At 63.3% G+C, this 24638-nt stretch carries 24 protein-coding genes and 2 pseudogenes; 14 read left to right on the top strand and 12 right to left on the bottom strand.

Features of this window, described 5'->3' with window-relative positions:
* Window positions 1-2 precede the first annotated feature (2 nt).
* Window positions 3-1037: a DNA polymerase III subunit delta gene (gene holA, locus GR158_RS15655; protein WP_160871709.1), complete on the top strand. Its 1035-nt coding sequence runs from the start codon at window positions 3-5 to the stop codon at window positions 1035-1037.
* A gap of 15 nt (window positions 1038-1052) precedes the next feature.
* Here the strand turns inward: holA and GR158_RS15650 are convergent, their stop codons facing one another.
* The 8 genes from GR158_RS15650 to hemE form a co-directional block, all read right to left on the bottom strand.
* Complete coding sequence (locus GR158_RS15650; protein ID WP_160871708.1) at window positions 1053-1943, bottom strand: ParB/RepB/Spo0J family partition protein; 891 nt, start codon at window positions 1941-1943, stop codon at window positions 1053-1055.
* Between the two features lie 24 nt (window positions 1944-1967).
* Complete coding sequence (locus tag GR158_RS15645; RefSeq protein ID WP_134648516.1) at window positions 1968-2762, bottom strand: ParA family protein; 795 nt, start codon at window positions 2760-2762, stop codon at window positions 1968-1970.
* A gap of 14 nt (window positions 2763-2776) precedes the next feature.
* Window positions 2777-3412 (bottom strand): 16S rRNA (guanine(527)-N(7))-methyltransferase RsmG, encoded by a 636-nt coding sequence (gene rsmG, locus GR158_RS15640; RefSeq protein ID WP_160871707.1) that lies wholly within the window; start codon window positions 3410-3412, stop codon window positions 2777-2779.
* Complete coding sequence (gene mnmG / locus GR158_RS15635) at window positions 3409-5298, bottom strand: tRNA uridine-5-carboxymethylaminomethyl(34) synthesis enzyme MnmG (protein WP_160871706.1); 1890 nt, start codon at window positions 5296-5298, stop codon at window positions 3409-3411. The genes rsmG and mnmG overlap by 4 nt, the downstream gene beginning before the upstream one ends.
* Window positions 5299-5365: 67 nt before the next feature.
* Window positions 5366-6688 carry a tRNA uridine-5-carboxymethylaminomethyl(34) synthesis GTPase MnmE gene (mnmE, locus tag GR158_RS15630; RefSeq protein WP_160871705.1) on the bottom strand — a complete coding sequence of 441 codons (1323 nt, stop codon included), beginning with the start codon at window positions 6686-6688 and terminating at the stop codon, window positions 5366-5368.
* 118 nt (window positions 6689-6806) lie between these two features.
* On the bottom strand, window positions 6807-8072 hold the full coding sequence (rho, locus tag GR158_RS15625; protein ID WP_134648524.1) for a transcription termination factor Rho: 1266 nt from the start codon (window positions 8070-8072) through the stop codon (window positions 6807-6809).
* A gap of 186 nt (window positions 8073-8258) precedes the next feature.
* Window positions 8259-8798 (bottom strand): protoporphyrinogen oxidase HemJ, encoded by a 540-nt coding sequence (gene hemJ / locus GR158_RS15620; protein ID WP_160871704.1) that lies wholly within the window; start codon window positions 8796-8798, stop codon window positions 8259-8261.
* The gene (gene hemE, locus GR158_RS15615) at window positions 8795-9757 is read right to left on the bottom strand and encodes a uroporphyrinogen decarboxylase (protein ID WP_246665678.1); all 963 of its coding nucleotides are present in this window, start codon (window positions 9755-9757) and stop codon (window positions 8795-8797) included. Before hemE ends, hemJ begins: the two co-directional genes overlap by 4 nt.
* A gap of 478 nt (window positions 9758-10235) precedes the next feature.
* Between hemE and GR158_RS15610 the strand changes: the two genes are divergently transcribed.
* Genes GR158_RS15610 through dnaQ form a run of 5 tightly spaced genes read left to right on the top strand, consistent with a single transcriptional unit; the run spans window position 10236 to window position 13875 of the window.
* Window positions 10236-11057 carry a pyruvate, water dikinase regulatory protein gene (locus GR158_RS15610; RefSeq protein WP_134648530.1) on the top strand — a complete coding sequence of 274 codons (822 nt, stop codon included), beginning with the start codon at window positions 10236-10238 and terminating at the stop codon, window positions 11055-11057.
* Window positions 11058-11082: 25 nt separating this feature from the next.
* Window positions 11083-11682: a Maf-like protein gene (locus GR158_RS15605; protein ID WP_160871702.1), complete on the top strand. Its 600-nt coding sequence runs from the start codon at window positions 11083-11085 to the stop codon at window positions 11680-11682.
* Window positions 11675-12532: a shikimate dehydrogenase gene (locus GR158_RS15600; protein WP_160871701.1), complete on the top strand. Its 858-nt coding sequence runs from the start codon at window positions 11675-11677 to the stop codon at window positions 12530-12532. Before GR158_RS15605 ends, GR158_RS15600 begins: the two co-directional genes overlap by 8 nt.
* The gene (gene coaE, locus GR158_RS15595) at window positions 12532-13119 is read left to right on the top strand and encodes a dephospho-CoA kinase (RefSeq protein ID WP_160871700.1); all 588 of its coding nucleotides are present in this window, start codon (window positions 12532-12534) and stop codon (window positions 13117-13119) included. Before GR158_RS15600 ends, coaE begins: the two co-directional genes overlap by 1 nt.
* A 51-nt stretch (window positions 13120-13170) precedes the next feature.
* Complete coding sequence (gene dnaQ, locus GR158_RS15590; protein ID WP_160871699.1) at window positions 13171-13875, top strand: DNA polymerase III subunit epsilon; 705 nt, start codon at window positions 13171-13173, stop codon at window positions 13873-13875.
* A 79-nt stretch (window positions 13876-13954) separates the two neighbouring features.
* On the opposite strand, the gene secB is transcribed toward dnaQ, so the two are convergent.
* Window positions 13955-14431 carry a protein-export chaperone SecB gene (secB, locus tag GR158_RS15585; RefSeq protein WP_134648540.1) on the bottom strand — a complete coding sequence of 159 codons (477 nt, stop codon included), beginning with the start codon at window positions 14429-14431 and terminating at the stop codon, window positions 13955-13957.
* A gap of 70 nt (window positions 14432-14501) precedes the next feature.
* Entirely contained in the window at window positions 14502-15023 is a 522-nt protein-coding gene (locus GR158_RS15580; protein ID WP_371731668.1) for an FxsA family protein, read from the bottom strand.
* A gap of 80 nt (window positions 15024-15103) precedes the next feature.
* Between GR158_RS15580 and GR158_RS15575 the strand changes: the two genes are divergently transcribed.
* The 6 genes and pseudogenes from GR158_RS15575 to gyrB all read left to right on the top strand — a co-directional run bounded on the left by GR158_RS15575 (window position 15104) and on the right by gyrB (window position 20426).
* Complete coding sequence (locus tag GR158_RS15575; RefSeq protein WP_134648542.1) at window positions 15104-15805, top strand: Tim44/TimA family putative adaptor protein; 702 nt, start codon at window positions 15104-15106, stop codon at window positions 15803-15805.
* 9 nt (window positions 15806-15814) lie between these two features.
* Window positions 15815-16930: a murein transglycosylase A gene (locus GR158_RS15570; RefSeq protein ID WP_160871698.1), complete on the top strand. Its 1116-nt coding sequence runs from the start codon at window positions 15815-15817 to the stop codon at window positions 16928-16930.
* A pseudogene (locus tag GR158_RS25645) lies at window positions 16917-17019 on the top strand (DNA mismatch repair protein MutS); the annotation flags it as partial. The gene GR158_RS15570 and the pseudogene GR158_RS25645, both read left to right, overlap by 14 nt.
* 119 nt (window positions 17020-17138) lie before the next feature.
* Window positions 17139-17483 (top strand): annotated as a pseudogene (locus GR158_RS25640) (Smr/MutS family protein); the annotation flags it as partial.
* On the top strand, window positions 17480-17857 hold the full coding sequence (locus GR158_RS15560; RefSeq protein ID WP_134648548.1) for a helix-turn-helix domain-containing protein: 378 nt from the start codon (window positions 17480-17482) through the stop codon (window positions 17855-17857). The pseudogene GR158_RS25640 and the gene GR158_RS15560, both read left to right, overlap by 4 nt.
* A 136-nt stretch (window positions 17858-17993) precedes the next feature.
* Window positions 17994-20426 carry a DNA topoisomerase (ATP-hydrolyzing) subunit B gene (gene gyrB, locus GR158_RS15555; RefSeq protein WP_160871696.1) on the top strand — a complete coding sequence of 811 codons (2433 nt, stop codon included), beginning with the start codon at window positions 17994-17996 and terminating at the stop codon, window positions 20424-20426.
* A 41-nt stretch (window positions 20427-20467) separates the two neighbouring features.
* Here gyrB and GR158_RS15550 read toward each other — a convergent pair whose 3' ends face one another.
* Window positions 20468-21061 carry a nitroreductase family protein gene (locus GR158_RS15550; RefSeq protein WP_160871695.1) on the bottom strand — a complete coding sequence of 198 codons (594 nt, stop codon included), beginning with the start codon at window positions 21059-21061 and terminating at the stop codon, window positions 20468-20470.
* A gap of 160 nt (window positions 21062-21221) precedes the next feature.
* Here GR158_RS15550 and gabD point away from each other — a divergent pair, with 160 nt between their 5' ends.
* Window positions 21222-22673 carry an NADP-dependent succinate-semialdehyde dehydrogenase gene (gene gabD, locus GR158_RS15545; protein ID WP_160871694.1) on the top strand — a complete coding sequence of 484 codons (1452 nt, stop codon included), beginning with the start codon at window positions 21222-21224 and terminating at the stop codon, window positions 22671-22673.
* A gap of 70 nt (window positions 22674-22743) precedes the next feature.
* Window positions 22744-23544: an HpcH/HpaI aldolase/citrate lyase family protein gene (locus GR158_RS15540; RefSeq protein WP_160871693.1), complete on the top strand. Its 801-nt coding sequence runs from the start codon at window positions 22744-22746 to the stop codon at window positions 23542-23544.
* Here GR158_RS15540 and GR158_RS15535 read toward each other — a convergent pair.
* Entirely contained in the window at window positions 23538-24629 is a 1092-nt protein-coding gene (locus GR158_RS15535; RefSeq protein ID WP_160871692.1) for a mannitol dehydrogenase family protein, read from the bottom strand. The two genes, GR158_RS15540 and GR158_RS15535, sit on opposite strands and share 7 nt — an antisense overlap.
* Window positions 24630-24638 lie beyond the last annotated feature (9 nt).

Here is a 24638-nt window from a genome sequence, read left to right as displayed (position 1 = left end):
TCATGGCGGAAGTGAAGTCGCACGAATTCGACGCCTTCCTGAAACGGAGGCCGTTGCCCGTGCGGCTTTTTCTGATCTACGGCCCCGACAGGGGCCTGGTCTCCGAGCGGGCGGCGGCAATCGCGGCAGCCAGCGGCGTCGATCTCGATGACGCCTTCTCCGTCGTGAAGCTTGATGCGGGCGAAATCGGCAGCCAACCGGGGCGCCTGATGGACGAGATGAACGCCATCGGCCTTTTCGGCGGCGAACGGCTCGTCTGGGTCCGCAATGCCGCAAGCGAGAAAGGCGTCGCCGACGCCATCGATATGCTGGCCAGCGCATCCCCCGGCCCCTCGACACTCATCGTCGAGGCCGGCGACCTGAAGAAGGGTTCCGCCCTGCGGAAGGCGGCGGAAGCCGCATCCCAGGCCGTTGCGATCCCGTGTTATGCCGATGACGGACGCGCGCTTCAGGCACTGATCGATCAGGAGCTTGCAGCAGAGGGCCTTCGTATTGCGCCCGCAGCACGCCAGCGGCTCGTTGAAACAATCGGCGGCGACCGATTAGCTTCCCGCAACGAACTGCGCAAGCTCGCGCTTTACTGCCGCGGACGCGAGCTCATCGAGGAGCAGGATGTCGAGGACATCGTCGGGGATGCCAGCGCCATCTCCACCGATGACGCGATCGATGCCATCCTCAAGGGCGACAAGGACGGTTTTCTCCACGCGATCCAGAAGATCGTGACGTCGAAAACGCCCATCTTCCTCGTGCTGCAGGGCTGCCTCAGGCAGTTCCAGCTCTTGGAACTGATGCGTGCGGAAATGGACGAGAAACGGGCACCGTCCGCCCAGGCCATGGCAACGCTCGGCCGCCATCTGCATTTCCGGCGCAAGCCGATCGTGGAAAATGCGCTGAAGACATGGGCGTCGCCCGCAATCCGGCGTGAAACGCAGCGCCTGCAGGCCGCCATTCTGCAAAGCCGGCAGCGGCCGGCCCTGGAAGACACCATCGCCATGCAGACCCTGCTGGCGACGGTGCTGCAATCCGCACGGCGTTGAATCCGGCTAAGAAAGTTACCGGCGTTCCAGAAGCCGGCAGATTTCCTCCAACTGCTCCAGCGTTTTGTAGGAAATCTTCAGGTGCCCGCCATTGCCCTTGTGGTTGACGGTCACGTCGAGACCCAGGACATCGGACAGCGTGCGCTCCAGCGCCAGCGTATCGGCATCCTTCTCGTCCTTGCGCGGCGCCTGGCCGTGGTTCGGATCGCTCTGCGACTTGATATCGTTCTGCGCCAGACGCTCGGCATCGCGCACCGACATGCCCTTGGCGACAATCGCCCGGGCGAGTGCGACCGGGTCGGAGGTCGGGACAAGCGCACGCGCATGACCCGCCGAAAGCGTGCCCGACGCCAGCATTTCCCTGACAGGATCCGGCAGCTTCAACAGGCGGAGGCTGTTTGCCACGTGACTGCGGCTCTTGCCGATGATTTCGCCGAGGTCGTTTTGCGTATAACCGTGATCGGCGATCAACAGCTCGTATCCCATCGCTTCTTCAAGCGGGTTGAGATCGGAGCGCTGGACGTTCTCGACGATGGCGATTTCCAGCGCCGTACGGTCATCGACGTCGCGGATGATGACAGGAATATCCGTGAGGCCCGCAAGCTGCGCCGCACGCCAGCGCCGCTCACCGGCAATGATTTCGTAGCGGTTGTCGGACGTGTTGCGCACGACCACCGGCTGGACGATGCCGTGCTGGCGGATCGAGGACGCAAGATCCTGAAGTTCCGACTCGTCGAAGTACCGGCGCGGATTGCGAGGGTTGCGCCCGACAAACTCGATGGGGACGAGCCGATCGGGGTTCACCGATGGCGCGGCGCCAATCTCGGCGGCCGGAATCTGGTCCATCTCGCCGATCAGGGCCGCAAGTCCACGGCCAAGCCGCCTCTTTGAGTTGTCTTCATTCATCGATTCTACTCACAGATACGAATGTCAGGCGGCCTTGCGCTGCCTTTCACGCTGAATGACCTCGGAAGCGAGCTGAAGATAAGCCTGGCTTCCGGCGCATTTGAGATCGTAAAGAATGGCCGGTTTACCATAGGACGGCGCTTCCGACACCCGCACATTCCGGGGAATGAGCGTGTGGTAGACCTTTTCGCCAAGATGTGTGCGCACGTCGTTGACGACCTGCTGCGCCAGATTGTTGCGCGAATCGAACATGGTCAGCACGATCCCCTGGATATCGAGGCGCGGATTGACGGTGCGACGCACCTGATCGACGGTCTCCAGCAACTGGCTCAAACCTTCCAGCGCGAAGAACTCGCACTGCAGCGGTACCAGAACGGAATGCGCCGCGGCAAGCGCGTTCATCGTAAGGAGATTGAAAGACGGCGGGCAATCGACCAGGACGTAAGAGTAAGTCATCGCATCGGCCGATGCAAGTGCGCGCTTGAGGCGGAACACCCGATCGTTCTGCTGGGCGATTTCCATTTCGATACCGAGCAGGTCCATGGTCGACGGAATGATCGAGAGATTCGGCACCGCTGTCGCCAGCGCCGTCTCCGCCACACCATGGCTGCCGACCAGAAGATCGTAGGACGAGAGTTCGCGATTGCGCCGGTCAATTCCGAGACCCGTGCTGGCATTGCCCTGCGGATCGAGGTCGACGATCAGAACCCGTTCGCCGATGGCGGCGAGGGCGGTCGCCAGGTTGATGGCCGTCGTCGTCTTGCCGACGCCGCCCTTCTGGTTTGCAATGGTGATGATCCGGTTCTTCTCGCCTATCATGGACGCTGCCAGTCTCACTGAGGTTGTCGCGAAAGCTTTGCGATTTCGAGCACGACAGAATCCGGCTCGACCACACTGGCATGTTTTACCAGATCGAATCTCCAGCGACCAAGCGCTTTATCGACCTCGCGCTGGTAATCCCGGCCTTTGTGCAGAAAAAAGCTGAGGTCGGGATTTCGTTCGGCCCAGGGCAAACCGAATTCCAACAGCAAATCGAGATCGGCGAGGGCACGCGCCGAAATAGCATCACAATGCTCGATGACAGCAGGAGCCTGCTCGATGCGGATGGCATGAACAGACGCGCGGGCGCCCGTTTCCAGGATCGCCGTCCGCAGGAACGCCGCCTTCTTGTTGTTGCTTTCAACGAGATGCACCCATCCGTCACCGATTCCGGCCAACAGGATGCCCGTGACAATCCCCGGGAAGCCGCCTCCGCTACCAAGATCGGCCCATATCCGCGCACCCGGTCGAAGGGTGTAAATCTGGGCGCTATCGACGATATGGCGGTTCCAGACCTCCAACAGCGTGGAGGGTGCGACGAGATTGATCGCCTTCGCCCATTTCTGAAACAGCGCGACAAAGATCGTCAGGCGCTCTTCAGTTTCACGTGAAACATCGAGATCGCGTAAAAGCCGGGGAAGTGCAGTCATGTCTTCGCAATTCTTTGCGCCGGTTCGGTACCCAGGCGTTTGAGATAAGCAAGCAGGAGGGTGAGGGCGGCGGGGGTAACGCCATCCACGCGGGCCGCCTGCGCCAGGTTGGCAGGCCGCGCGGCCGTCAGCTTCTGACGCAGCTCGATGGAGAGGCCCGGCAGCGTGTTGAAGTCGAAATCATCCGGAATCTGCCGTTGCTCCTCGCGGCGCGCCTCCGAAATATCCGCTTCCTGCCGGTTCATATAGACCGCATAGGCCGCCTCGATTTCGACCGCCTCGGAAACGCGGGCAGGCACATCGGCGAGCGCTTCAGGCCAGACGGCCGCGAGGCGCGCATAATCGATGTCAGGATAGGCGAGAAGTTCATAGGCGCTGCGCCGCACACCGTCCTGGTTCAAGCGGATGCCGTGAATCCCAGCCTCATTGGGGGATAGCTTCAGCGCGTGCAACGTCCCGCGTAGCGCCTGAATCGCGTCGGACCAAGCCGAAAAACGGGCCTCCCGCTCGCGACCGACGATACCGAGATCGATCCCAAGCGGCGTCAGGCGCACATCGGCATTGTCCGCGCGCAGGGAGAGGCGATACTCTGCCCGCGAGGTAAACATGCGATAGGGCTCCGTGACGCCGCGCGAGGTCAGGTCGTCGATCATCACGCCGATATAGCTGTCCGTCCGGCTGAAAACGTGCCCATCGCGACCGGCGGCCCGGCGCGCGGCATTCAGGCCCGCAACGAGACCCTGTGCCGCTGCTTCCTCATATCCGGTCGTGCCGTTGATCTGGCCGGCAAGAAAAAGGCCTTCCTGGCGCTTCACTTCCAGCGTCGGAGAAAGTTCGCGCGGATCGACATGGTCGTACTCGATGGCGTAACCCGGCTGGAGGATGGTAACGGTCTCAAGCCCGGGTATCGTATGAATGAACGCGGCCTGGACGTCCGCCGGGAGCGACGTCGAAATACCGTTGGGATACACGGTAGGATCATCCAGGCCTTCCGGCTCCAGAAAGATCTGATGTCCGTCCCGCTCGCCGAACTTGACGATCTTGTCCTCGATCGACGGGCAGTAGCGCGGCCCGACACCTTCGATCTGCCCCGAATACATGGCGGATTTGCCGATGTTCTCTTCGATAATGCGATGCGTCGCTGATGTCGTGCGCGTGACCCCGCATTCGATCTGCAGCGTCGTGATTCGGTCCGTCATGAAGGAGAAGGGAACGGGCTCCTCATCCGCAGCCTGACGGCCGACCGCCGCCCAGTCGATGGTGCGCCCGTCCAGTCGCGCCGGCGTTCCCGTCTTGAGACGGCCCAGAGCAAGACCCAGGCGTTCAAAAGTCGCCGACAAACCAAGGGACGGGGCTTCCCCAACACGTCCCGCCGGAATCTTTTCGTTGCCGATATGAATAAGGCCACGCAGGAAGGTTCCGGTGGTAACCACCACGGCACGACAGGACAGGGAACGTCCGTCTTTAAGGGTCAGCGCGGCAACGCGCCCCTGATCAAGGACGATGTCGAAGGCGTCGCCCTCGACAATAGCAAGATTTGCAATGCAAGCGGCTTCAGCTTGCATGGCTTCGCGATACAGCTTCCGGTCCGCTTGGGTGCGTGGTCCACGCACGGCCGGGCCCTTGCGACGGTTCAACAAGCGGAATTGAATGCCCGCCTTATCCGCGACCCGGCCCATCAGCCCATCAAGTGCATCCACTTCCCTGACGAGATGCCCTTTGCCAAGGCCGCCAATGGCCGGGTTACAGGACATCACGCCGATCGTGCTCGCCTTGTGCGTGACCAGCGCGGTCGACGCGCCAAAACGCGCTGACGCCGCGGCCGCTTCCATGCCGGCATGCCCACCGCCGATAACGATGACGTCGTAATGATCTTTTGTGGTCATGGTTCATCCACCTGTTTCACGTGAAACGCGTCACACGACTCGTAGACGTTGTACTGTTTCACGTGAATCATTTTCCTATGCAGAATTCCGAGAAGATGACGTCAAGAAGATTCTCGACATCGACCCGGCCCGTGATCCGTCCGAGGGCCTGACCCGCCAAACGCAAATGCTCCGCCTGGATATCGAGACCTGCGGACACATTTTCCAGCGCCGCCAGAATATGCTGCCGGCAGGTCACAAGACCGTCCCTGTGCCGCGCGCGCGTCGGCAATGCCAAAGCGTTCCCGACTTCGAGCGTCGGCAGATAAGCTCTGATCCGCTCGATCAGGTCGTCGACACCGTCACCGGATTTGGTGGAGATCATAGCATCGATCGCGCTATCCGGCAAAGTCTCGCCCATGATGTCCGATTTGCATCGAATGCGCAGAAATGGCCCACTGAAATCTCCCAGGAAGTCCGCCGCGTCCGTTACATCATCGTCGGAAAGCAGGAGGACCAGATCCGCCCGTTGAAGCGAAAGCCGGGTGCGTCGGATACCCTCGCGCTCCACCACATCATCCGTCTCCCGCAAACCCGCAGTGTCGTAGAGACGAACCGCATAACCGCCGATATCGAGGTCGACATGCAGGACATCGCGCGTCGTGCCGGGGACATCGGTGACAATCGCGACGTCACGCTGTGCGAGATAATTGAGAAGGCTCGACTTCCCGGCATTGGGTGGGCCGGCAATCACCACTTTCAGGCCATCTCTGACAATCTCGCCCACACGCGCGCCGTCGGTATGGTTAAGGATGTCTTGCGACAAAGCGCGCATGTCCGACCAGATGGACGCAGCGACGGAACCGGGCACATCGTCTTCCTCCGCGAAATCGAGTTCTGCTTCGATCATCGCGCGCGCATGCGTCAATCGTTTCGCCCACGAATCGTACAGGCGCGACAAGCCGCCGGACGCCTGCTCCGCTGCCAAACGACGCTGCATCTCGGTCTCTGCGGCGATCAGGTCCGCCAAACCCTCGACCTCGACGAGGTCCATGCGGCCATTCAGGAAAGCGCGTCTTGAAAACTCACCGGCTTCCGCCGGACGCAGACCGTCGATAGCGCCCAAGGCAGAAAGCACGGCGGCGACGGTGGCGCGCCCGCCATGAATTTGCAGTTCCGCACAATCCTCGCCGGAAAAAGAGTTGGGCCCCGGGAAGAACAGCACGATTCCCTGGTCGATCACGTCACCGTTGCGGTCTCGAATCGATCGCAGCGATGCCCGGCGCTCAGGGGGCACCGCGCCGCAAAGCCGCGCCACCGCGGTGCGGCAATCCGGTCCGCTGATGCGGATGACCGCAACCCCGGAGGGTAAGCCGCCACTCGACAGAGCAAAAATGGTTCCAGCACGCATCTAAACTATTCCGGATACGAATCGAAAGGGTTCGTTTCGGTCGAGAATCGATATGGTCTCAAACAAAAATGGCCCCGCACGAGGCGGGACCATCGGATGTCGTTCACCCGAACGATGGTTAGGTGTTCATCGAGTCGAAGAAATCGCCGTTGTTCTTCGTCTGCTTCAGCTTGTCGATGAGGAACTCGATCGCATCGGTGGTGCCCATCGGCGCGAGGATGCGGCGCAGCACGAAGATCTTCTGGAGATCCTGGCGCGGGACGAGCAGATCTTCCTTGCGGGTACCGGACTTGAGGATATCCATGGCCGGGAAGATACGCTTGTCTGCGACCTTGCGATCCAGCACGATTTCCGAGTTGCCGGTGCCCTTGAACTCTTCGAAGATAACTTCGTCCATGCGGCTGCCGGTATCGATCAGCGCCGTCGCGATGATCGTCAGCGAGCCGCCCTCCTCGATATTGCGCGCGGCGCCGAAGAAACGCTTCGGGCGCTGCAGGGCATTGGCATCCACACCGCCGGTCAGGACCTTGCCGGACGACGGAACGACCGTGTTGTAGGCGCGTCCGAGACGGGTGATCGAATCAAGCAGGATGACGACGTCACGGCCATGTTCGACGAGACGCTTGGCCTTCTCGATGACCATTTCGGCGACCTGGACGTGGCGCGTTGCCGGTTCGTCGAAAGTGGAGGAAACCACTTCGCCCTTCACCGAACGCTGCATGTCCGTCACTTCTTCCGGACGCTCGTCGATCAGAAGGACGATGAGGTAACATTCCGGATGGTTGGCGGTGATCGAATGGGCGATGTTCTGGAGCAGAACGGTCTTACCCGTGCGCGGCGGCGCGACGATCAGGCCGCGCTGGCCCTTGCCGAGCGGCGCAACGAGGTCGATAACGCGGGGGGAGAGGTCCTTGGACGTCGGAATGTCCAGTTCCATCTTGAAGCGCTCATTCGGATAGAGCGGCGTCAGGTTGTCGAAATGAACCTTGTGGCGGATCTTCTCCGGGTCGTCGAAATTGATCGTGTTGACCTTGAGCAGGGCGAAGTAGCGCTCGCCTTCCTTGGGGCCGCGGATCGGCCCTTCCACCGTGTCGCCGGTCTTCAGCGAGAAGCGGCGGATCTGCGAAGGCGAGATGTAGATATCGTCAGGGCCCGGCAGGTAGTTCGCATTGGCCGACCGCAGGAAGCCGAAACCGTCCTGCAGCACTTCCACGACGCCTTCGCCGATGATTTCCACATCCTGGGAGGCCAGCATCTTGAGGATGGCAAACATCAGTTCCTGCTTGCGCATCGTGCTCGCGTTCTCGACCTCGAGCGATTCGGCAAAGGCTAGGAGGTCGGTCGGAGTCTTGTTCTTGAGGTCTTGTAGCTTCATTTCGGCCATGAATGGTCCATGCTGCGGGTCATCGGGATGGAAAAAGGCGTGCGGGTCAAGGACGAACTGCGAGGGGAAGAATGCAGTTCACTGAACGAATACACATGCCACGAAAGATGAGATGCGCGGAAAATAGCGGTTCCGGCCCGTGCTCGCAAGGGGGCTTTGGAATTTCGTCCGATTTGTCGCGGCGGCTCACAAAGGTTTGACGACGACCATGATCACGATGAGGACCATCAGCAGCGCCGGCACCTCGTTCCACAGGCGCCATTGCCGGCCGGTCCTGCGGTTCCTGTCTTCGGCAAACGCCTTGACGGCGCGACCGTAGAATTCATGCACGCCGGTCAAAAGCACCACGAATGCGAGCTTGGCATGCAGCCAGCCGCCCTGGAAGCCGTAGACCGACCATGCGAGATAGAGACCGAGCAACCAGGAAAGCGCCATTGCCGGCCGCATGATCGTGCCGAAAAGTCGCTGCTCCATCACCTTGAAGGTTTCCGACTGCGGGGAACCGGCAGGCGCATCGGTGTGATAGACGAACAGGCGCGGCAGGTAGAGCAGGCCCGCCATCCACGAAATCACCGCCACGATGTGCAGCGCCTTGATCCAGAGATAGAGATCGTCGGGCGGAAAGAGCACCAGCAGGCCGGCCACGAGGACGAAGACGGTCAGGGCCGCGGCGGCGCGAAGCCGTGCGCGGCGTCCCGTATCGTCACCCGTCTGCCTGTCGGTCACCGAACGTCTCCCCGCACCCGCGCCACCAGCCGCGTCACGTTTTCCGGATCGGCCTGCGGCGTGATGCCGTGGCCGAGATTGAAGATCAACGGTCCGTTGCCGAGCGCCTGGAGAATGGCATCGATGCCCTCGTCGAGCGCGTTTCCGCCGGCCACGACCCGCATCGGATCGAGATTGCCCTGCACGGGCCCTTCCTTCTGCAATTCCGCCGCGAAGGAGAGCGGAACCGACCAGTCGAGGCCGATCGCGTCCGCACCAGTCTGCTGGCGATAGGTCTTCAGGAGCAGGCCCGCCCCCTTGGCAAAGGCGATGACCTTGGCCTGCGGCCGCCGCGCCTTGACCGACTGGATGATACGCCGCACCGGCCGGACGGCATAGTCGGCAAATTCCTTTTCGCCGAGAACACCGGCCCAGGAATCGAAGATCTGAACGGCATCCGCTCCCGCATCGATCTGCGCGACCAGGTAATCGGCAGAGAGATCGGCAAGCAGGTCGAGTAGACGCGCGAAGGCCTTCGGTTCGCGATAGGCGAACAGCCGCGCCGGCGCCTGATCGGGCGTGCCGTGGCCAGCGATCATGTAGGTCGCAACGGTCCAGGGGGCGCCACAGAAGCCGAGCAGGGCGGTTTCCTCGGGCAGGGCGTGGCGGATGCGGCTCACCGCCTCTGTGACCGGCGTGAGGTGCTGCTGCACGCCGTCCGACTTCAGGGCGAAGATGCCGTCGGTATCGATCGGATCGAGACGCGGCCCATGGCCCTCTTCGAAGCGGACATTCCGATCGAGCGCATCGGGAATGACGAGGATGTCGGAAAACAGGATCGCCGCATCGAAGCCATAGCGGCGGATTGGCTGGAGCGTGACTTCCGTGGCCAGCTCCGGCGAATAACAGAGATCGAGGAAACTTCCAGCCGCTGCGCGCGTTGCACGGTATTCCGGCAGGTAACGGCCGGCCTGACGCATGAGCCACAGGGGAGGAGGGGAAATCGTCTTCCCGTTCAGGACATCGACGATCTTCCGGCTTTTCACAGACACCTGAGGGGTTCTCCCAATCAAGAAATAATCTCTTTGAAGAGGTTTCTATTTCTTAGAGTCGGTGACTATCAAGGATTAAATCCCGTCCACACAAAGCCAGCGGTTGCGGTTGTGGCCGGAACAAAGCGATCTGAGAAAGCAGATTCTTGGCGCAAAACGCGGAAAAGCCGATTCACTCTTTGGAATCAAACGGATTGCCGCGGCCTCCAAAACCGCATGCCTGTGGACAGGCTGTGGGCAACAGCGACACTATGCCATGGCCGTGAGTCTTATCCACATGCCCTTTCGCGCCGTCTCCCGCCGATCGCCAATTGTGGACAAGTCGGCACTTATCCTCTTGCCTCCGCCCGCCGGCCGTTCTTAGCTTCGCTTTGTCCCGCGTCATCAACAGGGGGCGGAGGATAATGTGGACAGCACCAAGAACTACTTTCATTTGCACCTGATTTCGGACTCGACGGGCGAAACGCTGATCGCCGCCGGCCGGGCCGCCGCCGCGCAATTCCAGTCCTCCCAGGCGCTGGAGCACGTCTATCCGCTGATTCGCAATCGCAAGCAGCTCATGCCGGTGCTCGAGGCGATCGATGGCGCCCCCGGCATCGTGCTCTACACCGTCGTCGACCGCGAGCTTTCGGAAATCATCGACCAGCGCTGCCGGGAAATGGGCGTACCCTGTGTCTCCGTGCTGGAGCCGGTGATCGATCTCTTCCAGTCCTATCTCGGCGCGCCGTCGCGCCGTCGCGTCGGGGCGCAGCATGTGATGAACGCGGATTATTTCGCGCGCATCGATGCGTTGAACTTCACGATGGACCATGACGACGGACAGCTTCCGCTCGATCTGGAGGAGGCCGATGTCATTCTCATCGGTATCAGCCGCACGTCGAAGACACCGACCAGCATCTATCTCGCCAACAGGGGCATCAAGACGGCGAATGTGCCGATCGTGCTCGGCGTGCCGCTGCCCGAGCGCCTGTCGGAGGCCAGGCGGCCGTTGATCGTCGGCCTGATCGCCACCACCGACCGGATCGCCCAGGTGCGGCAGAACCGGGTGCTCGGCCAGACCCAGGATTTTCGTGGTGACGACTATATCGACCGCGCGCAGATTTCCGAGGAACTGAAGTACGCCCGGGCCATCTGTGCCCGCAACAACTGGCCCGTCATCGATGTCACGCGCCGTTCGATCGAGGAAACGGCCGCCGCCATCGTTGCTCTTCGTCCCAAGCTTCGATAACGCGGAGGGGTAACGGGAGATTGCCATGACGCCGCCACTCATCCTTGCTTCGCAAAGCCCCTTTCGCCGCATGTTGATGGAGAATGCCGGCCTTGCCTTTACGGCCGAGGCCGCGACCATCGACGAGCGCGCCGCAGAAGCCGCGCTTGCTGCACGCAATCCGACGCCGCAGGTGATCGCCGAGGCGCTTGCCGTTGAAAAGGCGCGCGACGTGTCCGGCCGCAATCCCGGTGCGCTGGTGATCGGCTCGGACCAGACGCTTTCGCTGGAAGGCCGCGTGTTTCACAAGCCAGCCGACATGGGGGAAGCGAAGTCGCATCTCGCCGCCATGTCCGGCCGTACCCACTCGCTGAACTGCGGCGTCGCGCTTGTGCAGGACGGGACGGTGCTGTGGCGTCACGTGTCCGTCGCCCATCTCACGATGCGGCCGCTGTCGTCCGATTTCATCGACCGCCATCTCGCGCGGGTCGGAACCCGTGTTCTGGCCAGCGTCGGCGCTTACCAGCTGGAGGGGGAGGGCGTGCAGCTCTTCGAGCGCATCGAGGGCGACTACTTCACGATCCTCGGCCTGCCGCTGCTTCCCTTGCTGGCTAAACTTCGCGATCTGGATGCCATTGATGCATGATTCACGTGAAACATTCCCCCGCCGCGCCTTCGTCACGGGCTATCCGGTCAAACATTCGCGGTCCCCCTTGATCCACCGCCACTGGCTGGAAAAGCTTGGTCTCGCGGGAAACTATACGCGCCAGGAAGTCGAACCGACTGAGTTTGCCGGCTTCATATCAAGGCTCAAGAGCGGCGAATCCGGCTTCATTGGAGGGAATGTCACCATCCCGCACAAGGAGCTGGCCTTCGAGCTGGCCGACAGGCCGGATGCCCTGAGCGAGGAGCTCGGCGCGGCCAACACGCTCTGGCTCGACGAGGGAGAGCTTCACGCCACCAATACGGATGGCTACGGCTTCCTGGCCAATCTCGATGCGCTTGCGCCGGGCTGGGACAGGGCGGACCGTGCCGTGGTTCTGGGCGCCGGCGGTGCGAGCCGGGCGATCATCCAGGCGGTGCGCGATCGCGGCGTGGGGGAAATCCATGTGCTGAACCGCACCGTACCCCGCGCCCGCGAACTGGCCGACCGGTTCGGGCCGCGAGTTCATGCGCATGCCATGGATGCGCTGGCCGAGGTCTTGAGCGGGGCGGGGCTTTTCATCAACACCACGTCGCTCGGCATGGAAGGAGAGCCGGCGCCGGATTTCGATTTCTCGCCGCTGGCGCCCGGCGCGGTCGTGACGGATATCGTCTATGTGCCCCTCGTCACGCCGATCCTGCACCAGGCGCAGGAACAGGGCTTTGCGACGGTGGACGGTCTCGGCATGCTGCTGCACCAGGCCGTCCCGGGCTTCGAGAAATGGTTCGGCGTACGCCCGCAGGTCGACGCGGCGCTGCGCGCAGTCGTGCTTGCCGACATGGATGCGCACTGATGATCGTGCTGGGATTGACCGGATCGATCGGCACGGGAAAGTCGACGACGGCTGCGATGTTCCGCGATCTGGATATCCCCGTGCATGACGCGGACGCGACCGTGCACGACCTCTATCGGGGGGAGGCGGTGCTGCCGGTGGCGGCGCGTTTTCCCGGCGCGCTGAAGGATGGCGTCATCGACCGCAAGGCGCTGTCGGCGCTCCTCGCCGAAGCGCCGGACGGATTTCGCGACCTGGAGGCGATCATTCATCCGCTCGTGCGGGCGCGTGAGGCGGCGTTTCTCGCCAAGGAGCGGGAGAAGGGCGTACCTCTCGTCGTGCTCGATATCCCGCTGCTCTACGAAACCGGCGGCGAAGCGCGGGTGGACAAGGTGGTCGTCGTGACCTGCGATCCAGAGACGCAGCGTGCGCGTGTCCTTGCCCGCCCGGGCATGACCGAGGAGAAATTCCAACTGATCCTGTCGCGCCAGATGCCGGACGCGGAGAAGCGCCGGCGGGCCGATTTCATCATCGATACGGGCCGGGGGCTTGAAGCGGCGCGCAAACAGGTGGAAGAGGTGATTGCGGAACTCACATCCCCGATGTGAACCGCCAGCGCGCATGAGGCGCGGCCAGGACTTTGAAAGGACGACGGACGGATGCGCGAGATCATCTTCGATACGGAAACCACCGGCCTCGACAACAAGCTCGACCGCATCATCGAAATCGGTGGCGTTGAGCTGGAGAACCATTTTCCGACCGGCCGCACGCTGCACATCTTCATCAATCCGGGCGATCGCAAGGTTCATCCGGATGCGCTTGCCGTGCACGGCATCACAGATGAGTTCCTGAAGGACAAGCGGCCGTTCGCCGAGGTGGCGGACGAGATCATCACGTTCTTCGCCGGCGCCCGCTGGGTCGCGCACAATGCCAATTTCGACATGGGCTTCATCAATGCCGAATTCGAGCGGCTCGGCATGCCGCCCATCTCCATGGAATATGTGACGGACACGCTGGCGCTGGCCCGTCGCAAGCACCCGATGGGTCCCAACTCGCTGGACGCGCTTTGCCGGCGCTACGGCATCGACAATTCGCACCGCACGAAGCACGGCGCGCTCCTCGACTCCGAACTTCTCGCCGAAGTCTATATCGAGATGATCGGCGGCCGGCAGGCGGCGCTCGGTCTCGGCACCGCCGAAAATGGCCGCAAGACCCTGGTCGAAGCGGACGACGAGATCATCCAGCCGCTCGGCATACGGCCGAGGCCCCTTGCGCCCCGCCTTTCGCAGGAGGAACGCGCCGCCCATGCCGCCATGGTGGAGAAGATGGGCGCGAAAGCCATCTGGGCCAGATACGGGGATTGAATCCGGCTCACGACCGATCAAAGAAAAACGCCCGGTCACGATGTGGCCGGGCGTTTTCGTGTGCGTGAGGTTCGGCCGCTTAGTTCGGCTGGACCTTTGCCTTGACCTGTTCTTCGGCCATGCGCTGGGCGAACATCTGCGCGAAATCGATGGGATCGATCATCAGCGGCGGGAAGCCGCCGTTGCGGGTGGCGTCGGAAATGATCTGGCGGGCGAAGGGGAAGAGCAGGCGCGGGCACTCGATGAAGAGAACCGGCAGCATGTGCTCCTGCGGGAAGCCCGTGATGCGGAACACGCCGCCGTAGGACAGCTCGGCGTTGAACAGCACCTTGTCGCCGTCCTTGGCTTCGGCGTTCAGCGAAAGCACGACGTCGAAATCGGATTCGGCCAGCGGGTTGGCGTTGACATTGACGCTGATATTGATCGCCGGGGCCTTGTCGCGGGCCTGGAGCGAGCGCGGCGCACCCGGATTTTCGAAGGAGAAGTCCTTCACATACTGCGCAAGGATGTTGAGCGAGGGGTTCGCGGCGTCGTTCTGGGTGGCTGCGTCAGTCATGGAAATATCCTCGGGGACTCTGGAAAGTCAGGCCATCTAGCATTTCGGCCATGGGCTTACAACCCTCGGCTCAGGGCCGGCCGTCGCGATGGAAGTCGTCCCGGTCGAGATCGATGGTGCGGTCCGGTCCGGTTTGCGGACGCGTTCCACCCTGCATGTTGCCGATATCCACCACAACCATGTTGCGCATCAGCCGGTTCCACAAAAAGGTCCGCACGGGCGGAAGAAACAGCGCCAGCCCGACGATATCGGTCAGGAAGCCGGGAATGATGAAGAGGATGCCGGCAATCAGGATCATCGCGGCGTCGAGCAGTTCCTTGCCGGGCGCGCGGCCCTGACGGCCGGACTGGCGGATGCGGGCCAGCACGCCGAACCCCTGTATGCGCATCAGCACGATACCGGCCACGCCGGAGAGCACGACGAGTCCGAGTGTGGGCATCAGTCCGATCCGCCGTCCGACAAGGATGAAGCAGGCGATTTCCGCCAGCGGCAAGAGAAGAAAGAAGAACGCAAAGAGAAGTCTCAACATGGTCTCCAGTGTCGCATAGATTTCCGTCAGCCGATACCGCGAGCAGATGGCCGGCGCATTCACGTCATCGCCATTTGAATGATCCGCCGTTGCGGACTATATGGGGAAGATAACTAAAAACAGGAACCGGCAGCGGATCGATAATGGGCTCATTCGACTTTGTAACGATTTTCTTCCTCGTGGCTGCGGTGGTGATCTTTCTCCAGTTGCGCAGTGTGCTCGGCCGCCGCACCGGTAACGAGCGCCCGCCGTTCGATCCCTATTCCAAGCGGGAAGGCGTGGAGCCGGCTGATTCGGCCGATCGCGGCAAGGTCGTCACCCTGCCGCGGCGGGACCTCGATGAGGATGAAAACCCCTACGCCGCCATCGATGCCTATGCCGCGCCCGGCACGCCGCTCAACGAGCCGCTGCGGGCGCTCGCCAAGACCGACCCGTCCTTCGAGCCGAAGAAATTCATCGACGGCGCGCGCATGGCCTATGAGATGATCGTCGTCGCCTTCGCCGATGGCGACCGCAAGACGCTGAAGAACCTTCTCTCCCGCGAGGTTTATGAAGGCTTCGACGCCGCGATTTCCGAGCGCGAGAGCAAGGGCGAGGTCGTGCGGTCCTCGTTCGTCGGCATCGAGAAGGCCGATATCGTCGGCGCCGAGGTCAAGGACAGTGAGGCGAACATCACGTTGCGCATCGTCAGCCAGCTGATTTCCGCCACCTATGACAAGGAAGGTAAGCTGGTCGAGGGCGATGCGGACACGGTGGCCGAGGTCAACGACCTCTGGACCTTCGCCCGCGACACCCGCTCGCGCGATCCGAACTGGAAACTGATCGCCACCGAATCGGAAGGCTGAGCACGCGTCATGGACTACCGTCTGGTTCCGGCCCGGTTTTCCGCGATTCCCGGCTGGGACGAGGACGATCCGACACCGCTGATGGCGGCCATGCGCCGCTGTCGCGACCATATTCGCGACGTCAAGCCCTACAAGACAGGCTCGCTCGGCATCACCGCCGGCGAGCTTTTGTCCTTGCTGGATGCGGTGGTCGCCGAAGACCCGCAAGGCGCGGACGCCGTGCGCACCTTTTTCGAGGCCCACACCATTCCCTTCCTGATCGAGAAAGCCGATGGCGCGCCCGGCTTCGTCACCGCGTTCTACGAGCCGGAAGTGGCCGTGCGTGCCGAGCCGGATGCGGAATATCGCTATCCGTTCTATCGTCGGCCGGACGACCTGGTCGATATCGACGACGACAATCGGCCGGCGGGTTTTCCGGCCGGCTACGCCTTCGGCCGTAAGACCGGGGGCGGCCTCGTCGAGCATCCGGATCGCGGCGAAATCGAGCGCGGTTTTCTCTCGGGGCGCGGGCTGGAAATCGCCTATGCCCGGTCGAAGGTCGACGTGTTCTTCGCGCATGTGCAGGGCGCGGCTCGGCTCGTCTACCCCGATGGCACGCTCAAGCGCATCACCTATGCCGGCAAGTCGGGCCATCCCTTCTCGCCGATCGGCAAGCTCCTGATCGATCGCGGCGAGATCGATGCGGCAACCGTCTCGATGGCCTCGATCCGCGACTGGCTCGCCCGCCATGAGGACCAGGTCGATGCCGTCCTGTGGCACAACCGCTCCTTCATCTTCTTCAAGGAGGCCGTAGTCGACGATATCGACCTCGGGCCGATCGCCGCCGCCAAGGTGCCGCTGGTCGCCGGACGCTCGCTTGCGGTCGACCGCATGATCCATACTTTCGGCCTGCCCTTCTTCATCTCGAGCGACAGCCTCACCCATATGGACGGCGGCAAGCCGTTCCGGCGGCTGATGCTGGCGCTGGACACCGGCACGGCCATCGTCGGGCCGGCGCGCGGCGATATTTTCACCGGATCGGGCGACGCGGCGGGCGCGCTGGCGGGCCATGTCCGCAACCCCGCGACCTTCCATATTCTCCTCCCCCGCGCGGCAGCGGAGCGCTACCTGCATGCCGAAGGATAAGAACCTTTCCAGCGAGGATCGCATTCTGTGGGGCAAGGTGGCGCGCAGCACGCGCGCCATGCCGGGCAAGCTCGACGCGCTGAGCGAATTCGAGGCGGCCTTCATCGAGATCGCCGGGGAACAGCCGGTCCCCGCACCGAAAAAGGCCAAGGCGGAGAAGCCGGCCGGCGAAGGCATCGCGCTCAGCGCCGGCCGCGGCAAGGAGACGAGGCACCATCCGCTGGAGCTTCCCGTCAAGCGCAAGATCGCCAAGGGCCGCCTGGCGCTGGAGGCGCGCATCGACCTGCACGGCATGGTCCAGAGCGAGGCGCACGGCTTTCTGCTCGGCTTCCTTATCCGCGCCCACGAGCGCGGCATGCGCCATGTGCTCGTCATCACCGGCAAGGGCACGTCGCTCGGCAGCGACGGCGCGCTGAAGCGGGCGGTGCCGCTCTGGTTCTCCCTGCCGGAATTCCGGCCGCTCATCTCGTCCTACGAGCCCGCTGCCCGTAACCATGGCGGCGACGGCGCGCTCTATGTCCGGCTCGCCCGCCAGCCGGGAGAGAAACGATGACCACGCCCTTCGGCAAGGCCGTGCGCCACCTGCGCGATCGCAAGGGCGTTTCGCAAAAGGAGATGGCGGCGGCCCTTGGCGTAAGCCCGGCCTATCTCTCGGCGCTGGAGCATGGCAAGCGCGGCACGCCGAGTTTCGATTTCCTCCAGCGCGTCGCCGGTTACTTCAACGTCATCTGGGACGAGGCGGAAGAACTGTTCCGTATCGCCCAGATTTCCGACCCCCGCGTGGTGGTGGATACATCGGGTCTTCCGCCGGAATATACCGCCTTTGCCAACCGGCTTTCTGCCGAGATCCGCAATCTGCCGCCGGCGACCGTCCGCCGTCTGGCGGGTATTCTCGAAAAAGCGTGCAATTCCCGGGTAAAACCCTGAAGATACCCTGAATTCTGCCGGTTTTCGGTGCTCTCCGATTTGGAACTTGGGCCCAAAATCCCTATATTCAGGGACTTGGAAAGCGGTGATTCGCCGCGCCTCCCGCGTTTCGCGAAACCTCTGGAAAGACGTTTGTATGACTGACACACCCGAGACCGAAAACGGCCCGGCCGAGTATGGCGCAGATTCGATCAAGGTTCTGAAGGGGCTTGACGCGGTGCGCAAGCGCCCCGGCATGTATATCGGCGACACCGATGACGGCTCGGGCCTGCACCACATGGTCTACGAAGTCGTCGACAACGCGATCGACGAGGCGCTGGCGGGACACGCGGATATCGTGACGGTCACGCTCAATCCGGATGGTTCCGTCACCGTGACGGACAACGGCCGCGGCATCCCGACCGACATCCACAAGGAAGAGGGCGTGTCGGCGGCCGAGGTCATCATGACCCAGCTCCATGCCGGCGGCAAATTCGACCAGAACTCCTACAAGGTTTCGGGCGGCCTGCACGGCGTGGGCGTGTCTGTGGTGAACGCGCTCTCCGTCAAGCTCAAGCTCAAGATCCGCCGCAGCGGCAAGATCCACGAAATGTCCTTCACCCACGGCGTCGCGGACGGCCCGCTGGCCGTAACGGGTGATGCCGGCAACGAGACCGGCACGGAAGTCACCTTCCTGCCCTCGACGGAGACCTTCTCCAATATCGATTTCAACTATTCGACGCTGGAACACCGCCTGCGCGAGCTCGCCTTCCTCAATTCCGGCGTGCGCATCCTCCTGACCGATCGCCGGCATTCGGATATCAAGCAGGACGAGCTGATGTACGAAGGCGGCCTCGAAGCCTTCGTGACCTTCCTCGACCGGGCGAAGAAGCCGCTGGTCGACAAGCCGATCTCCATCCGCGGCGAGAAGGACGGCATCACCGTCGAAGTCGCCATGTGGTGGAACGACAGCTACCACGAGAACGTGCTCTGCTTCACCAACAACATTCCCCAGCGCGATGGCGGCACGCATATGGCGGGCTTCCGCGGCGCGCTGACGCGTCAGGTCGTCTCCTATGCCGAAAGCTCCGGTATCATGAAGAAAGAAAAGGTCACGCTGACCGGCGATGACTGCCGCGAAGGCCTGACCGCCGTTCTCTCGGTGAAGGTGCCCGATCCGAAATTCTCCTCGCAGACCAAGGACAAGCTGGTGTCGTCGGAGGTTCGTCCCGTCGTGGAAAGCCTCGTCAACGAGGCGCTCAGCACCTGGATGGAAGAGCATCCGGCCGATGCCAAGACGCTGATCGGCAAGGTCGTCGAGGCCGCTGCCGCCCGCGAGGCCGCCCGCAAGGCGCGCGAACTGACGCGCCGCAAGGGCGCGCTCGACATCTCCTCGCTGCCCGGCAAGCTCGCCGACTGCTCTGAGCGCGATCCCGCCAAGTCGGAAGTCTTCCTCGTCGAGGGCGATTCGGCCGGCGGCTCGGCCAAGCAGGGCCGCTCGCGCGAGAACCAGGCCATTCTTCCCTTGCGCGGGAAAATCCTCAACGTGGAGCGCGCGCGCTTCGACAAGATGCTCTCCAGCCAGGAGATCGGCACGCTGATCACCGCGCTCGGCACGTCGATCGGCAAGGACGAGTTCAACGCCGACAAGCTGCGCTACCACAAGATCATCATCATGACAGACGCCGACGTGGACGGCGCCCATATCCGCACCCTGCTGCTCACCTTCTTCTTCCGCCAGATGCCGGAGCTGATCGAGCGCGGCCATCTCTATATCGCGCAGCCGCCGCTCTATAAGGTGTCGCGCGGCAAATCGAGCCAGTACCTGAAAAACGAAAAGGCGCTGGAAGACTACCTGATCGGCACCGGCCTCGATGATGCGGCGCTGGAGCTTTCGACGGGCGAAGTGCGCGTCGGGCGCGATATCATGGAGCTCATCCAGGATGCGCTGCGCCTGCGCACGCTGCTTGAAGGCCTGCATTCGCGCTACAACCGTGATCTCATCGAGCAGGCCGCCATTGCCGGCGCGCTGAACCTCGAAACCAGCCACGACCGCGATGCCTATGCCGTCATGGCAACGGAAGTCGCCCGCCGCCTCGATATCATCGCCGAGGAGACAGAGCGTGGCTGGGAGGGCTCCGTCGCAACCGATGGCGGCCTGCGGTTCGAGCGCATGGTGCGCGGCGTCAAGGAATTCGCCCATCTCGACATGGCCCTGATCGGCTCTGCCGATGCGCGCCATATCGATCAGCTCTCCGCGCGCCTGAAGGAAACCTACGCGGTGCCGCCGGTGCTGCGCCGCAAGGATGGCCAGACGGAGATCACCGGTCCGCGCGCCCTTCTGGACGCCGTCTTCGCCGCCGGCCGCAAGGGCCTGTCCATGCAGCGTTACAAGGGCCTAGGTGAAATGAACGCCGAACAGCTGTGGGAAACGACGCTCGATCCGAACGTCCGCTCGCTGTTGCAGGTCAAGGTCAACGACGCCACCGACGCCGACGGCCTGTTTGCCCGCCTGATGGGCGACGAGGTGGAGCCGCGGCGCGATTTCATCCAGGAAAACGCGCTGAGCGTCGCCAACCTGGACATCTGATGATAAAGAGCCGCCCGCGGGGCGGCTCTTTCATATCGGGCTCAGGCGGAGAACTTGCCTTCGGAAATGAAGGCCGTGACGGGTTTGCGCGTGCTCGGCACTTCGCGCTGCATCAGGTCTTCCGGCAGCGTCTCCTTCGGTGCGATCTTGCCGATGGCAAGCGCTGCTTCCACCCGGAAATTGTCGGGAATGCCCAAAACCTCTTTCAGGGCCTCCCGGTCGACACCGCCCATCGCATGGGCATGGTAGCCGGCGCGCGTCGCTTCCAGTGCCAGATAGGCCCAGGCCGCGCCGGTATCGAAGGCATGGGTAAAGGCCGGGCGCAACTCGCCTTCGGCATTGGGAATATGGGTCTGCGACACGATGGCGACGAGCACCGAGGCCTTGTCTGCCCAGCGGCGGTTGCCCTCGAAAAGCGTGTTGAAGATCGTGTCGAAGGCTTCCGTGCCGCGGTGGCCGTAGACGAAATGCCACGGTTGGCTGTTGGCGGCCGACGGCGCCCAGCGGGCGGCTTCGAACAGCGACAGCAGCGTCTCCTGCGGCATGGCTTCGCCGGTAAAGGCGCGGGGCGACCAGCGGTCGAGAAAGATCGGATCGATGGTGTGGTCGGCCTTGCGGCCGGTCGGATGGGTCATTGCGAACCTCGAATGTCAGACTGTGCGTTGCAACATTAGACCCGCGCCCGGCCGCTGCGAAGCGCCAAAATTGCATGTCTGTCGCATTGTCGAAGGGGTGGCTGACGCCCTATAACACTGGTCGAAGACCGGATGGCATCGTGACATGGGAGAATTACCGATGAGCCTGAAAGACCCGAGCCTGCTGCGCCAGGCAGCCCTTGTCGGCACACGCTGGATCGAAGCGGATGGGAGCGGCATCGCGGTGAAGAACCCGGCGACGGGTGAGCTGGTCGGCTATGTCCCGAAGCTCGGTGCTGCGGAGACGAAGGAGGCCATCGACGCGGCCGCGGCAGCCCAGAAGGGCTGGGCGGCGCGCACCGCCAAGGAACGCTCTGCGGTGCTGCGCAAGTGGTTCGACCTGATGATCGAGAACAAGGACGATCTCGGCCGCATCCTCACCCTGGAACAGGGCAAGCCGCTGGCGGAAGCCACCGGCGAGATCGTCTATGGCGCAAGCTTCATCGAGTGGTTCGCCGAGGAAGCCCGCCGTCTCTATGGCGATATCGTGCCCGGCCACCAGAAGGACAAGCGCATCCTCGTGATGAAGCAGCCGATCGGCGTGGTCGCGGCCATCACGCCGTGGAACTTCCCCAATGCGATGATCACCCGCAAGGCCGGCCCGGCCTTCGCCGCCGGCTGCGCCATGGTGCTGAAGCCGGCCTCGCAGACGCCGTTCTCGGCCATTGCGATTGCCGTGCTGGCCGAGCGCGCCGGCCTGCCCGCCGGCCTGTTCTCCGTCGTCACGGGCTCGGCCCGCGAGATCGGTGCGGAACTGACCGCCAATCCGACCGTGCGCAAGCTCACCTTCACCGGCTCGACGGAAATCGGCGCCGAGCTCTACAAGCAGTGCGCGCCGACCATCAAGAAGCTCGGCCTGGAACTTGGCGGCAATGCCCCCTTCATCGTCTTCGACGATGCCGACCTGGATGCGGCCGTCGAGGGCGCGATGATCGCCAAGTTCCGCAACAACGGCCAGACCTGCGTCTGCGCCAACCGGCTCTACGTGCAGGACGGCGTCTATGATGCCTTCTCCGAAAAGCTCGCGGCCGCCGTCGGCAAGCTGAAGACCGGCAACGGCTTCGACGAGGGCGTGATCCTCGGGCCGCTGATCGACGAGGCCGCGCTGGAGAAGGTCGAGGAGCATGTGGCCGATGCTGTCAGGAAGGGCGGCAAGGTCATCCAGGGCGGCAAGCGCCATGAACTGGGCGGCACCTTCTACGAGGCGACGGTCATTGCCGGCGTGACGCCCGATATGGCGGTGGCGCGCGAGGAGACCTTCGGTCCGGTCGCACCGCTCTTCCGCTTCAAGGACGAGGACGATGTGATCGCGCAGGCCAACGATACGGAGTTCGGCCTTGCCTCCTATTTCTATGCCAAGGACCTGTCGCGGGTGTTCCGCGTGGCCGAATCGCTGGAATACGGCATGGTGGGCGTCAATACCGGCCTCATCTCGACGGCCGAAGCGCCCTTCGGCGGCGTAAAACTCTCCGGCCTCGGCCGCGAGGGCTCGCGCTACGGCATCGAGGAGTTCACTGAAATCAAATATGTCTGCCTCGGCGGTATCGGCTGAGATCAGGCAAGGGTTTGATGTTTCCGGCCGGCGCTTGCCGGCCGGTTTGCGTTTGAAGAAGGGAAAGACCGTGTCCGCTCCGAAAAACACCTTCAAGGCCGCGCTGCGCGAAGGCCGGTTCCAGCTGGGACTCTGGGCAGCGCTCGGCAGCGCCTATGCGGCCGAAATCCTCGCGACCAGCGGCTATGACTGGCTGCTGATCGACGGCGAGCATGGCCCCAACGACGTGCCCTTGATGGGCGCCCAGCTCGGCGCGCTGCGCCATACGCCGACGCATGCCATGGTTCGCCCGCCGATGGGTGAGGCCTGGATTCTCAAGCAGCTGCTCGATCAGGGCGCCCAGACCTTCCTCATTCCCATGGTCGAATCCGCCGAACAGGCCAGGGCGCTGGTGCGGGCGCTGCGCTATCCGCCGCACGGCATCCGCGGTGTCGGCGCGGGCCTTGGCCGGGCGAGCGATTTCAACCGCGTGGCGGATTACGTGACCACCGCCAATGACGAGATCTGCCTCATCGTGCAGGTGGAAAACCGCGCAGGCCTCGCCGCCATCGACGAGATCGCGACGGTCGAGGGTGTCGACGGCGTCTTCATCGGCCCGTCCGACCTCGCCGCCGACATGGGCCATCTCGGCAATCCCGGCGCGCCGGAGGTGCTGGCCGCGATCACCCATGCCTTTAGCCGGATCAAGGCCCATGGCAAGGCTCGCGGCATCATGACGGTCTCGCTGCCGCAGGCTGCGGTCTATCGCGATCTCGGCGCGGATTTCATGGCGATCGGCACCGACGTCAACTGCCTCGTCGCGGCCGTGGGCGACCTGCGTCGCCAGTTTCTCGGCGAGGCCGCTCCGGCGGCGCGCGGTGGCGGTTACTGACCGCAGGCGATAGCGGCCAGTCCCGGCATCGGGACGGACGGGCTCCAGGCCAGGAAATCGCCGATGCGGCGGGCACGCTTTTCCGCATGATGGTTCGCGATATCGCGCAGGCGGTGCGCCAGAAACGGATTGTCGAAGCGCTCCAGCGTTGCCGCAACATAGGCCTCGGCCTCTGCGCCAAGGCGGTGCGCGGCAAAACCGGGAACGACTTCGTCGCGATAGAGTGAGAGAAGCCGTGCGCGAACAGCGGGATCGGCCAGAATGGCCTTCACCGTCTCGTCGGCCGGCCGGCTCTCCCGCATCCAGATATCCGCCAGAACGGTATGGCCGAGATTGAGGATGTGCAGCTTGAGCTTTTCAAAAGGCGTGAGGTCGTCGACCAGCACCATGTCGGGATGGCGGCAGGGCAGGGTGAGGCCCGGCTGCGCCTCGATCGCCCAGAGCGCATAGGGTTCGGCGATCGCTCCCGCCGGCTCGAGCGGTTCGGAAACGATCCGGTCGACCAGCGTATTGGCCCAGATGACGGTGTTCGCCAGCCAGTCCCGGAAAGCGGAATCCGGGTAACGATCGGCCTGGAGCTCCAGCACGATCCGCTTCAGCACGTCGCCGTTCCGCGACACCAGCTCGCAGGGCAGGATGGTGAGCGGCCGGCCGTTCGCCGAAAAGCGCGCCTGGAGAAGGGCCAGCAGCTTGCCGGGAAAGGACGCGGGAACCGCATCGCGCAGATCGTCGGCCTCGACCCGATAGCCGGTATCGCCGGTATTGGAGATGATAACGGCGGCTTCGTCACGGAAGACCTGGCGCACCGCGTCCCAGTCGCTTGCCGTCGAAAGCGCGCGGGCGATGCTTTCGACCTGCTGCCGCCGTTCGATGTCGCGGCCGTCCTTGCGGCCGCGGATGATGACGGGATAGCCGCCCGGAGCCGCAAGTGCGGTGAGCCGGCCGGCGCGTTCCGCCGCGCCCGTGGTCTGCACCACCGTGATGCGGCCGAGCGCGCCGCCGCTTCTCAGGGACTCGTCGACGAAGAGGTCGGCATGCGCCTGGAGGAAGCGGCTGGTTCCGAATTGCAGGATCGGCGTGGCCATGGCGGCTCC

Origin of the sequence: Shinella sp. AETb1-6, from assembly GCF_009826875.1 — a bacterium.
GTDB classification, from domain to species: Bacteria; Pseudomonadota; Alphaproteobacteria; order Rhizobiales; family Rhizobiaceae; genus Shinella; species Shinella sumterensis.
This window is presented reverse-complemented; position numbering and strand designations above follow the sequence as displayed.